General features: G+C 60.2%; 5 protein-coding genes. 1 reads left to right on the forward strand and 4 read right to left on the reverse strand.

Annotated elements, in window-relative coordinates; genetic code table 11:
- Positions 1–338: 338 nt before the first annotated feature.
- The 3 genes from glgB to AB0O97_RS16730 are packed head-to-tail and all read right to left on the reverse strand — an operon-like array spanning position 339 to position 7,936.
- The gene (gene glgB / locus AB0O97_RS16720; RefSeq protein ID WP_363884168.1) at positions 339–4,007 is read right to left on the reverse strand and encodes a 1,4-alpha-glucan branching protein GlgB; all 3,669 of its coding nucleotides are present in this window, start codon (positions 4,005–4,007) and stop codon (positions 339–341) included.
- Entirely contained in the window at positions 4,007–5,794 is a 1,788-nt protein-coding gene (treS, locus tag AB0O97_RS16725) for a maltose alpha-D-glucosyltransferase (RefSeq protein WP_363884170.1), read from the reverse strand. Before treS ends, glgB begins: the two co-directional genes overlap by 1 nt.
- 3 nt (positions 5,795–5,797) lie before the next feature.
- Positions 5,798–7,936 carry an alpha-1,4-glucan--maltose-1-phosphate maltosyltransferase gene (locus AB0O97_RS16730; RefSeq protein WP_363884211.1) on the reverse strand — a complete coding sequence of 713 codons (2,139 nt, stop codon included), beginning with the start codon at positions 7,934–7,936 and terminating at the stop codon, positions 5,798–5,800.
- Between the two features lie 239 nt (positions 7,937–8,175).
- Between AB0O97_RS16730 and glgP the strand changes: the two genes are divergently transcribed.
- Positions 8,176–10,791, forward strand: coding sequence for an alpha-glucan family phosphorylase (glgP, locus tag AB0O97_RS16735; RefSeq protein WP_363884171.1), 2,616 nt, complete (start codon positions 8,176–8,178; stop codon positions 10,789–10,791).
- Positions 10,792–10,999: 208 nt separating this feature from the next.
- Here glgP and glgX read toward each other — a convergent pair whose 3' ends face one another.
- Entirely contained in the window at positions 11,000–13,162 is a 2,163-nt protein-coding gene (glgX, locus tag AB0O97_RS16740; RefSeq protein ID WP_363884173.1) for a glycogen debranching protein GlgX, read from the reverse strand.
- Position 13,163: the final 1 nt, after the last annotated feature.

Below are 13,163 nucleotides of genomic sequence, written 5' to 3' on the forward strand. Positions count from 1 at the left end.
TCAATATAAATAAATTGGTATCAATAAAACTTGGCACACTATTGAGTTCTCAAACAACAACCACACCCAGCCAACACACCACAAACCAACAAACAGTCCATGACGATCAGTGCCGAGGCAACTTTTCAAGCTTACCCGCATGACTTCCTGGAAGTCAAATCCATGATTTCGACTGCATTCAAACTTGCATTTGAACACGCATCATCGGGCCTATTTTCAAGGCCACATGAGTTTGTCTAGTTCCGGATCTGAACCATTCGTTCAGCGGAGTACTAACAATAGCACCTGCCTGCTGTGAACACAAAACAACAGGCAGGTGTCCAGAAGATGTCCGGAAGTTAGCGAGCAGAGGGGCCCTTCGGCACCAGGTAGAGGGCGCCCAGGGGCGGAACTCGCAAGCGCAGCGAGGCTTCCTGACCATCCCACGCGAGATCTTCAGCCGTGAGCTCGCCAATGTTGCGTACATCAGAACCGCCATAGACAGAAAGGTCTGTGTTGAGAGCTTCTTCCCATCCACCGAGCTGCGGCAAGCCCACCCGGTAGCCCTCATAGGCAACACCGGAGAAGTTGATGATGCACACCAGCGGGTTACCGGACTTGTCCCAGCGAACGAAGGAGAGCACATTGTTTTCTGTGTCGCCTCCGTTGAGCCAGGTGAAGCCCTCGGAAACATTGTCCAGCTCGTAGAGTGCCGGGGTGCCGGCATAGCTTTGGTTTAAGTCCCTGACCAATTCCTGAATGCCGCTGTGGGCCGGGTTCTCTGCCAGCCACCAATCCAGCCCGTGCTGTTCACTCCATTCAGCTTCCTGACCGAATTCGGTTCCCATAAAGATCAGCTGCTTACCGGGATGCGCCCACTGGAACGCAAGGTAGGCCCGCAGGTTGGCCAATTGCTGCCATCTGTCCCCTGGCATCTTGCGGAGCAATGAGCCCTTACCGTGCACCACCTCATCATGACTGATGGGCAGCATGAAGTTTTCCGTAAACGCGTAGACCAGGGAGAAGGTGATTTGGTTGTGATGCCAGCCTCGGTTGATGGGATCCTCTGCCATGTAGGTCAGCGAATCGTGCATCCAGCCCATGTTCCACTTGATGCCGAAGCCCAGCCCTCCACCACTGGTGGGCGCAGTAACTCCCGGGAACGCTGTGGATTCTTCGGCGATGGTGACAATTCCAGGGTTGCGCCGATAAGCGGTTGCGTTCATTTCCTGCAGGAAGCTGATGGCTTCCAAGTTCTCCCGACCACCGAAGCGGTTGGGGCTCCATGCGCCATCATCACGCGAATAGTCCAGGTACAGCATGGAGGCTACGGCATCCACACGCAGCCCGTCGATGTGGAACTCCTCAAACCAGTAAAGTGCGTTGGCGACCAGGAAGTTACGCACCTCATTACGGCCAAAATCAAAGATCAACGTGCCCCAGTCCGGGTGTTCTCCCAGTTGGGGGTTGGCGTGTTCATACTGCGCCACTCCATTGAACTTGGCCAGCGCCCATTCATCCTTGGGGAAATGAGCCGGAACCCAATCCATGATCACACCAATACCCGCTTGGTGCAGGGCATCAACAAGGTGCCGGAACTGGTCAGGGTGACCGAAACGCGAGGTTGGCGCGTAGTACGAGGTGACCTGGTATCCCCACGAACCACCAAAAGGGTGCTCCGAAACAGGCATCAGCTCAACATGTGTGAAGCCCAGCCACTGCACGTACTCGACCAATTCCTTGGCCAGTTCGACGTAGCTCAGGCCCGGCCGCCACGATCCCAGATGGACTTCATAAACGCTCATGGGCGCATTGTGCGGATCGGACTTGGCTCGCTGCGCCATCCAGTCACCATCTTGGAAGGCATACGTTGATTCCACAACGCACGACGCCGTCAAGGGTGGCACTTCGGTGCCATAGGCCATGGGGTCCGCTTTTTGCAGCCACTGCCCGTTCTCAGAGAGAATCTCAAACTTGTAGCATTCGCCAGCAGCAATGTCTGGGATGAAAAGTTCCCAGATGCCACTGCCGCCTAGGCTGCGCATGGCATGGGCGCGCCCATCCCAGCTGTTGAACCCGCCAATGACACGCACAGCTTGGACGCCAGGTACCCAGACGGAAAAACTCACTCCTGATACCTCACCCAGCTGTGAGTGGTAGCGCTGGACATGGGCTCCAAGGACAGTCCACAACGTCTCGTGGCGACCCTCCGCAATCAGGTGCATGTCCAATTCGCCCACCGTGGGCAGGTATCGGTAGGGATCATCGCAGCGGAGCACGCCGTCGGCGTAGCCAACATCCAAGCGATAATCGGGCACCTTCCCGGAGTTTTCAACGGGAACAACGGCAACCCAAATTCCCCCGTGTTCGTGTGTCATTGGGTATTCCCCGGAATCTGTCACCACTTGTACCCCTGTTGCCAGATGTCGCAGAGTACGGATGGTGGCGAAACCCTCACCGCCTAAATGCGCACCCAGCACTGAGTGCGGGGCGTAGTACGTGCCCTCGGAAATTCTTGCCAAGACTTCCGCGTCGACTGCCATCGGGGCCAGCTTATTAAGTCCCACGTCCACACCACTTTCTCTGGTTTCAAACAATTCCCGCACGGCGTTTACCGGCACCCAGACCCAATCGGGCCGGTTTTGCAGTTCATATGCAACCTCATACAGCGCCTTATCCAGCCACAATGCCATGAATAGCGCCGAATCCTTGTCAATTTTCGTATCTGATCCGCTGTCATATCCAGCAATAAATGCCGCAGAACTACTCGCAGCCCACGCTGCCGCAACGGCGCGGGAAGTTGTTCCGGTGTCCGCAGCCTGCGCTCCGGCGTAGTCGAAGGAGCGCAGCATGCCGGCAATATCGCGCAGCACCACATCCACCCGGCTGCGTTCAGCCAGCGGGCGCAGCGGTTCACCTTCGAAGTCCAGAATGTGCCAGCCATCGCCCGGCGCAGCCGTGTCTTGGTGCAGGATCTGGCCCAGGTGCAGATCGCCGTGGATGCGTTGCAGAGGTGGCAATCGCTTTATTTGGTTCAGTCGAGCTAAAACACCCTGGAGTTGCTCACCATACGGCCCGATAGCAGTTCCCACCAGATCCCAGCTGACCTGTAGCCGCGCACTCAGGGTTCCTATGAAGTCAGCAACACCAGCCGAATCCTGCCTGTGCTCGCCTAGGCTTTGCGCCAATCCAAGATGAACCTGCGCCAACGTCTCGCCGATGGCGTGAGCCTGCTCCGTAAAGTCCTTCCCAGCAGTGGCCGCTTCCAGGGCAACGACCCAAGCATCTCTCGCCGCTGGCACGAAGTCATGGACAACGAACAAGGTTGTGTTTTCTCGCCGAGTTTTCACCGCCAGTCGCAGCGCTGGCACTTGGGTAACTGCTTTTTTGTCAGCCAAACCCGAAAGAGCCACACCGATTTCCTGCTCGGGATGGTTCCCGGAATGCAACACCCTGAAGATTTTTACAATCACGGGACGGCCACCCAGCTCAAAGATGACAGAGCTGTTGGACTGTTCAGTCCCGACCACCCGAACCTTGGAAACCGCTCCCAATCCGACCCGACTCACATCAGACCATTGCGGATGCACCCAGCTGTGCAACCGAGCAGCGACAATGGCGGAGGCGCTTGAAGCCTCATCTTGGAAAGAGTTATCCAGCAAATCCAGCCATGCTTGCAAGAATGCCCGGTCCCCTAGACCGTCGTACACGCTCAAGCCTGCTAGGCGACCTACAAACCCGACGGGGATTCTTTCTGGCACAGATGTGCTTTTAGGCTGCTCAGTCGTATGGAAACTCAAGGGAACTTGAAGTAACTGGCTGGATTCCTCCGGTCCAACCCGGACAAACAGCACGCGGAATCGAACCGTCGGGTCCGCGGACGGCAAGTCCAGCTCGCCTTCAAGGGCCAGCTGAGAATCGCCCGCCAACCCGCCCTTGCGGGGGTACCAGCGCTGGCGCGGCAACCATGAAGCCAAGAGAGCTAAAAGCGCCGAACGATCTGAAGAGTCCTTGAGCGTGTCCGCCATCAGTATCCGAACTCCGATCCGTCAATCACCGGCAGTGCCTGTGTTTGGGTGGACAGGGTGTTAGATGACTGCGAACGCACACGCAACCAAAAGAAATCGTAGGACCCCAGCGTCAAGGTGAGGTGGCCGCCGTCGTCAATTCCGGGGAAAATATCGCCACCAAAAACATCACGCAGCCCGCGGCCAGCCAAACCCGGCAGATTCAGAGTGGCTGCGGAGGGGTGCTGGGACAAGTTGAATACGCACAGGACGGTCTCGGGTGCCTCCCCTTCGGCATTGCCCACGGGCAGCACGCGCAAGAAAGCCAGCACGGATTCGTGTGAGGTGTCCACGTTGTCGTAACGGCCTAGGCCAAAAGCTGGGTGGGCTTTGCGGATCTTGAGGATCTGTTTGTTCCAGTGCAGCAGCGAACTGGTGTGCGCCGTCTGGGCCTCAACGTTGACGTGGTTGTAGTGGTACACCAGCGATTGCACCACCGGCAGGAAGAGCTTGCCCGGGTCGGCATTGGAAAAGCCGGCATTCCGATCCGGGTTCCACTGCATGGGTGTGCGCGAGGCATCCCGGTCATCGAGCCAAATGTTGTCCCCCATGCCGATCTCATCGCCGTAGTACAGGAAGGGACTGCCCGGCAGTGCCAGCAGGAGTGCGTTAATGAGCTCAATCTCGGCGCGAGAGTTATCCAACAAAGGTGCCAGCCGGCGTCGGATACCAATGTTGGCGCGCATGCGAGAATCCGGGGCGTACCAGCCCAGCATGGCCTCGCGCTCGGACGGGGTCACCATTTCTAGGGTCAGCTCGTCATGGTTGCGCAGGAACGTTCCCCACTGAGCGCCCTGTGGAATGGCCGGGGTGTTGGCCATGGTCTCCACGATCGGGGCGGCTTTCTGATCCCGCAACGCGCAGTAGAGCCGGGGCATGATGGGAAAGTGGAACGCCATGTGACATTCGGGCACTTCTTCCGTACCAAAGTAATCCACCACTTCGTGGGGCATCTGGTTCGCCTCGGCGATGATCACCCGGCCGGGGAACTCGGCGTCGACCATGGCTCGCAATTCCTGCAGGAACTGGTGGGTGGCTGGCAGATTCTCGCAGTTGGTGCCGTCCTCGGCGAACAGATAAGGAATAGCGTCGGCGCGGAAACCGTCAATGCCTTGTTCCATCCAGAAGCGCACCACATCAAAAATGGCGGCCCTGACAGCGGGGTTCTTGAAGTTCAAATCCGGCTGGTGGCTGAAGAAACGGTGCCAGAAGAATTGGCGACGGATGGGATCGAACGTCCAGTTGGATTCCTCCGTGTCCACGAAGATGATTCGGGCGTCCTGATATAGCTCAGTGGTGTCGCTCCACATGTAGAAATCGCCATAGGGGCCCTCCGGGTTTTCCCGCGACGCCTTGAACCACGGGTGCTGGTCAGAGGTGTGGTTGATGGGCAGATCGATGATGATCCGCATGCCACGTTCGTGCGCCTGGGTAACCAAGGATTTGAAATCTCTGATGGTGCCGTAGGCTTCCATGACGGCGGTGAAATCGCGGACGTCGTAGCCGCCGTCGAGCAGGGGCGAATCAAAGAATGGCGGCACCCACAGGCAGTCGATCCCCAACCATTGCAGGTAGTCCAGGCGGGAAATCAGCCCAGAAAAATCCCCGGCCCCGTCCTCGTTGGCATCGGCAAAACTCTGCACCAGCACTTCATAAAAGACGGCCTTCCGGTACCAGTGCGGGTCGTGAGCCAATCCGGGCGCGTTCAAGTTGAACTGCGGCGCACTATTGGCATGTGGGAAGGCCATGTGTCATCTCCTAATGTGCAGGATATGTGCTGGTTCTAGGTGTGCATCGAGGCGGAAGTAGTTTTTCTTGCCCCAGTTCCAGGTGGCACCGGTGACCAGATCATCCACCAGGAACGTGCCATCCGGGGACAACCCGTCCAGCTCCAAGGCATCCAGGTCAAGGGTCACTTCGCCTTCACGCATGCTGTGCGGGTCCACATTGATCACCACAATGATGGTGTCCTTGCGGGCAGACTCCGTGGCTGTGGCGGCAATGTTCTTGTGTTTGCTAAACACCAGCACCGCATCATTGGAGCTCTTGTGCAGGCTCAAGTTTTGCAGATCCAGCAGGGCCGGGTGGGCGCGACGGATGGTATTGAGCAGCGTGACAAAGGGGGCCAGCGATTTCCCGGCAGCTTCGGCCGCGGCAAAGTTCCGGTCCTTGAACTCATACTTCTCATTGTCAATGTTCTCTTCGGACCCCGGCCGGGCTACGTGCTCGTAGAGCTCATAGCCGGCATACATGCCCCATAGCGGACTGCCCATAGCGGCGAGGATGGCACGGATCTTGAACGCCGCCGGCCCGCCGTACTGCAGGTATTCGGTGAGAATATCCGGGGTGTTGACGAAGAAGTTGGGACGGAAATACCCGGCCGATTCCCGGCTCACATGCACCAGGTATTCTTCGAGTTCTTCCTTGGTGTTGCGCCACGTGAAGTAGCTATACGACTGCTGAAAACCAGCCCGCCCCAACGCGGCCATCATGGCCGGACGCGTGAAAGCCTCAGCCAGGAACACCACATCCGGGCTCTCGGCATTGATGATGCCAATGAGCCATTCCCAGAACCAGACCGGCTTGGTGTGCGGGTTATCGACACGGAAAATCCGCACCCCGCGCTCAATCCATAGGCGGACAATACGCAGAATCTCGGCGCTGAGCCCGGCAGGATCGTTGTCAAAATTTAGCGGGTAAATGTCTTGGTACTTCTTGGGCGGGTTTTCCGCATACGCAATGGTGCCATCCACTCGAGTGGTGAACCACTCCGGGTGCGCCGTGGCCCAGGGATGATCCGGAGCGCATTGCAGCGCCAAATCCAGCGCAATCTCTAGCTCCAGCTCATTGGCAGCCGTCACAAACGCAGCAAAATCCTCCACTGATCCCAGATCTGGATGAATGGCGTCGTGACCACCAGCCGCCGAACCGATGGCCCACGGCGATCCCGGATCCTGTGGCCCGGCCACCAACGAATTGTTGGGACCCTTGCGGTTGATGGTGCCGATGGGGTGAATGGGCGGCAGATACACCACGTCAAAACCCATGGCCGCGACGGCGGGAAGACGGTTGCGAGCCGTGCGGAAATTGCCGCTGGTCCACTCCCCCGTCTCAGGATTGCGACGTGCGCCTTCCGAGCGCGGGAAGAACTCGTACCAGGCGCCACGTCCGGCGGCATCGCGCTCCACCAGCAGCGGGTATTCGCGGCTTACCGTCACGTGATCACGCAGCGGGAAACGTTCGACGGCGGCACGCACCTCTTTGCCTGTGCCGCCGGCTAGGCGGTCATTGGTATTCAGGGACGAATCCGCCAGGGTGCGCGATGCCTGCTTGAACACGCTGGCGGCTTCCGGTGCGGTGGCTTTGGCTTCCTTGGCGGCGTTGCCTAGCAGCAGCGCACCTTCGGCCAGCATGACCTCAACATCAACATCGGCGTTGATCTTCACTTGGGCGTTGTGGGCCCAGGTGGCAAACAGATCGGTCCAGCCTTCGACGACGAAGCTCCACGTTCCTTCGAAAACGGGAGTCAGCACGCCTTCCCAAGAATCGGTACCTTTCGCTCCGGGCGTCATCTTGGCGCGCTGGACTTCAGACTTATCCGGCGCCAAGAGCACGGCCGTGGCACCCAAGGCGTCGTGGCCTTCACGGAAAATGACGGCACTGACCCGGACATCGGCGCCACGGATGGCCTTGGCCGCAAATTTGCCGTCTTCAAGAACGGGCTGGACGTTGGTGATGGGAATCCGGCCAAAGCGCAGACCCTGCTGCGGATCCGCGGGCACAGTTGCTGTGGTGGGCACAGTTGCTTCGGCGGGCACAGCGGGGGTGATTAGTGCAGCGGCAGGCGAGGGGACCGGCGTCGTACTCGATTTTTCGACGGCGGCAGGCATGGCTGCGCGTCCGGCGGCGTTGGCGGGCACATTTCGCGAAGGCTTAGAAGTACTCACAAACTGAACGTTAGCGACTCCCGGCCAAGATTGCTAAGGTCGCCCGCCATGTAGACGCGTTGGGCCGTCATACGGGGACGGAATTGCCGGTTCGGGGCCGCCTTCGGGCGTGGCGCGTAACAAGCAGCGAATTTGTCACATTTTTGCTCAGCGCGCGGTCGGAGTGGGCTAGTGTGACCGGCATGAAGGCAATTCGCAGATTCACTGTACGCACTGTTGTCCCCGCGCAGATCTCCGCGCTGACCCGGTTGGCGACCAACCTCCGCTGGTCCTGGCACGTGCCCACCCGCGCCCTATTTGAGTCCCTCAGCCCGGAGCTGTGGGAAAAATCCCGCCGCGATCCGCTCGCCATGCTCTCCGCCCTCTCGCGCGAACAGCTGCAGACATTGGCCGCTGATCCAGACGTGGTGGCCCGCGTGACCGCAGCGGCCAGCAGCCTGGAAAAGTACCTGTCCCAGCCCCGCTGGTACCAAAGCCTGGGCGCGGATGCTCCTGAATGCATCGCCTACTTCTCCCCCGAATTCGGCATCACCGAGGTGCTGCCGCAGTACTCCGGCGGACTCGGAATTCTGGCCGGCGACCACCTGAAATCTGCTTCCGATCTGGGTGTTCCGCTGATCGGCGTTGGACTTTTGTACCAGGCCGGCTACTTCAAGCAGTCGTTGTCCAAGGACGCCTGGCAGCAAGAAAGCTACCCGCTGCTGGATCCTGACGCCCTGCCGCTGACCTTGCTGCGTGAGGAGGACGGCACACCCGTGCAGATTCACCTTCCGTTGCCTGATAACCGGTTGCTGCGCGCGCATGTTTGGCGTGCCGATGTGGGCCGGGTCCCTCTGCTGTTGCTCGATTCCAATGTTGCCGAGAACGACGACGCCGCCCGTGGGGTCACCGATCGGCTTTACGGCGGCGGTGGCGATCACCGTCTGACGCAGGAACTGCTGCTGGGCATGGGCGGGGTGAAGGCGTTGCGCGTTCACGCCCGTCTCACCGGCACTGCTGCGCCGGAAGTTTTCCATACCAACGAGGGGCACGCAGGCTTCCTCGGCATCGAACGCATCCGCGAACTCATGGACCCGGCCATCACGCCGTCGCCGCTTTCGTGGAGCGAGGCGCTGGCGGCCGGCCGCGCGTCGACAGTTTTCACCACGCACACCCCCGTACCGGCAGGGATTGACCGCTTCCCGCGCAGCATGATCGAGCACTTCTTCGCGGGTTCTCTGGCGCCGGGCGTTCAGGTCCCTGAAATCCTCGCTCTGGGCGCTGAGAATTACGACGGCGGCGATTCCGAGGTGTTCAACATGGCTGTCATGGGCCTGCGCCTAGCCCAGCGCGCCAACGGTGTGGCCAAGCTGCACGGGGTTGTTTCTCGCGGCATGTTCTCCGGGCTCTGGCCAGGCTTCGATCAGGCCGATGTGCCCATCACCTCCGTCACCAACGGCGTGCACGTGCCCACCTGGATTGACCCGCAGCTGGCCGCGCTGGCGCGGGACCGCTTTGGCGCCGAGGTAGTGGACGGCCCGGATTGGTCCAAGGTGTACGAGGTCAGCGACGCGGACGTCTGGGCCATGCGCCGTCGCCTGCGCTCTGCCCTGGTCGAGGACGCCCGGGCCCGCCTGCGCTCTTCGTGGAAGAAGCGCGGCGCCGCCGACGCCCAGCTGGCCTGGACCGATTCCGCCCTGGATCCGGACGTGCTGACTGTTGGTTTTGCGCGCCGCGTGCCCACCTACAAACGGCTGACACTGATGTTGCGCGACCCCGCCCGGCTCAAGGCACTGCTGCTGCACCCGGAGCACCCGATCCAAATCATCATCGCCGGAAAATCGCACCCCGCGGACGACGCCGGCAAGAAAATGATCCAGGATTTGGTGCAGTTCACCGACGATCCCGAGGTGCGCCACCGCATCATCTTCCTGCCCAACTACGACATCGCCATGGCCCGCACCCTCTTCCCCGGCTGCGACGTGTGGCTCAACAACCCGCTCCGACCGTTGGAAGCATGCGGCACCTCCGGCATGAAGGCCGCCATCAACGGCTCGCTGAATCTGTCCGTCATGGATGGTTGGTGGGATGAAATGTACGACGGCGAAAACGGCTGGGCGATCCCGACGGCCAATACCGGGGCAGACGAAACGGAACGCGACGATATCGAGGCCGCCGCCCTGTATGAATTGTTGGAAACTCAGGTTGCGCCGCGCTTCTACGGCGAAGTGGTGGCTGCTGCTGCCGGGGCTGCAGGACCCTCTCAAGCACACGACGGCGGACTGCCGGCGCACTGGATTTCCATGATCAAGCACACCATCGCCCACCTGGGTCCGGCCGTTTCGGCCAACCGCATGGTGGCCGAATACGTGCAGCGTTTGTACCAGCCAGCGGCTGCTGCTGGGCGTCTTGCTCGCGCCGAGAACTACGCCTCGGTGCGTGAGCTTGCGGCGTGGATTGATCGGGTCCGGCCCGCTTGGCAGGAAGTCCATGTGGAACATGTGGAATCCTACGGGCTCACAGATGAACCGCAAATTGGTGAAACCCTGCAGGTCCGAGCCCACATCATGTTGGGATCGTTGAACCCCGCGGATGTCCAGGTCAACGTGGTGTACGGCACGGCCGGAGAAAGCGATGATCTGAGTTCAACACAGACCCTGGCGCTGGACTCGGTGCAGGACAACGGTGGTGGCCGGTACCAGTACGCGGCCGATCTGCTGATCGACCGATCCGGCGACTTCGGCTATGGCGTTCAGGTGCTGCCCCGCCATACGTCACTGGCTAACCCGGCCGAGCTGGGGCTGATCACCACAGCGTAAGATGTGACCCCCGGTGATTGAGCCTGCCGGTGGCTGAGCCTACCAAAAGCCCGGCCCAGCTACCGCCAAGTCCGGCTACCGCCGGGTCCGCCGCTCGCAGAAAGATTTTTTAGGGCTCGTTCCTCGCCGAAAAAATCCGTGCTCACTATCCGGCCCGGCGTTCGCCGGGCCGGATAGTCCGCTCGGCTGTGGTGGGAACCGGTGGGGACTACGTGCCGGAAAGGTCGTTCCGGAAAATCTGGACGGTATTTGCACAGGCGCGCACGGCGTCTCCTGCTTCGATCAGCGGTTCCGAACGGGACAGCGTGAAGGTGGGTTCGCCGTCGTCCGTCCGAATCGGGGCCTCCGTGGTCATACGCAACATATAGGGCCGCGGCGTGCCGCCGACCTCACTATCGGGATCACTGAAGCGCGGGTTCGCTGGGAGCACCACGTCCTCATCCGTGATGCCGGTGTTGAAGACGACCAAGCCGTCCACCGCGCCATCCGGGGATCCCATGAGCATGGTGAGCACGCGTTCGTGCGGATTTCCCCAGGCTTCCGGGGTCATCGGTTCGCCGTTGGCTCCGAACCAGTGGATGAACGCTTGCCCGCCACGGGTGGGGTAACTGCTGGGCTGGGCGGCGAGGAAATCCTTGCGGATCTTCAAGAGGCGCGTGGTGGCCGCGAGCATGGTCTTGGCCTCGTCGTCCATGGTCCAATCGACCCAGGCGATCTCATTGTCCTGGCAGTAAACGTTGTTATTTCCACCTTGGCTACGGCCAATCTCATCGCCCGCGGTGATCATGGGGACGCCCAAAGCTAGCAGCATGGTGGCCATCAGGTTGCGGCTGGTCCGTGCACGCTGGGCCACTGTGTTGGGGTTGTTGGTGATGCCCTCGACGCCGTGGTTCCAGCTGCGATTGTTATTGGTGCCGTCGCGGCTATCCTCCTGATTGTCCTCATTATGCTTGTGGTTGTAAGCGGTGAGGTCAGCCAAGGTGAAGCCGTCATGGGCCGTGATCAAGTTGACCGTGGCCATGCGGCTACGCCCCGAGGCGGCAAACATCGCGGCCGAGCCGCCCAATGCATCGCCAAACTTCGCCAGCCCATTGTGATGGTACCCGGCCAGCATCGCAGCCCGATCGGTGAGCCAGACATCGCGGACATTGTCACGGAAAGAATCGTTCCAATCGGCCCAACCGGTCGGGAAATTACCGGTCTGCCAGCCACCGTAGCCAACATCCCACGGTTCCGCGATGAGCTTGGTGGAGGCCAGCACGCCGTCGGTAGCTGCTGCGAGCAGGAACGGATGGTTGTTATTGAAGGCGTGCTCGCCGTCGCGCGCCAATGACACGGCAAGATCGAAACGGAAGCCGTCAATATGGAATTCTTCAACCCAATAGCGCAGCGAATCCATGGCCATCTTGATGACGTGCGGATTGCTGAAATTCAGGGTGTTGCCACAGCCTGTGGTGTCGTAATACTGGCCGTCGCGCATACGGTAATACTGCTCTTCGGCGAGGCCACGCCAACTGTACGACGGGCCGCCGGAGCCACCCTCGGCCGTGTGGTTGTAAACCACATCGAGGATCACTTCAATACCCGCCATATGCAGCAGCTTGATCATGCCCTTGAGCTCGGCCTGCACAGCCTGCGGCCCGGCCGCCTGCGCCGCAGCACTGGCGTACTGGACATGCGGGGCAAAGAATCCCAGCGTGTTGTAGCCCCAGTAATTAGTCATGCCCGTGCCGTGCAGATGTGGCTCGTCAATGTGGAAATGCACCGGCAAAAGTTCGACGGCGGTCACCCCCAACTCCTGTAGGTGCGCAATCATCGCGGGGTGCGCCATACCGGCGTACGTTCCGCGAATATCTTCCGGCACCTCTGGGTGGAGCATGGTCTGGCCCTTGACATGGGCTTCGTAAAACACGGTCTCGCGCCACGGCGTGTTGGGACGCTTAACAGTGCCCCAGTCAAAGCCCGAATCCATCCGCACCGAAAGGTACCGGCTCACGCCGTCAGCATCGGTCTGCTCATCGATGTACCGGCCATACGGATCCAGCAAGAGCTGCACGGCTTCGGGATCAATCAGGAGCAATTCCTCCTGGGTGGCATCCATATTCGTGTAGAAGCCGTAGCGCGTTCCCGGCGGCATGTTTTCCACCAAACCGTGGTGCACGCCGTCGGTCTTATCCGCCAAGAGCACTGCTTTCCAACCGCCGCCTGGCGGCTGGAAACACAAAATCACATCACGGTAGGCAGGCGAATACACCGCCACATTGGCGGCAGTCTGACCATGTTCTCTGGGAATGGAGCTGACGCCCAGAGGATAGTGGCGCGACAAGGCCGCACCCAACGTGCTGATCGCCTCAATGACGGTGATAGCCATG

The sequence above is a fragment of the Specibacter sp. NPDC078692 genome, from assembly GCF_040686835.1.
In the GTDB taxonomy this organism is placed as follows: Bacteria; Actinomycetota; Actinomycetes; order Actinomycetales; family Micrococcaceae; genus Specibacter.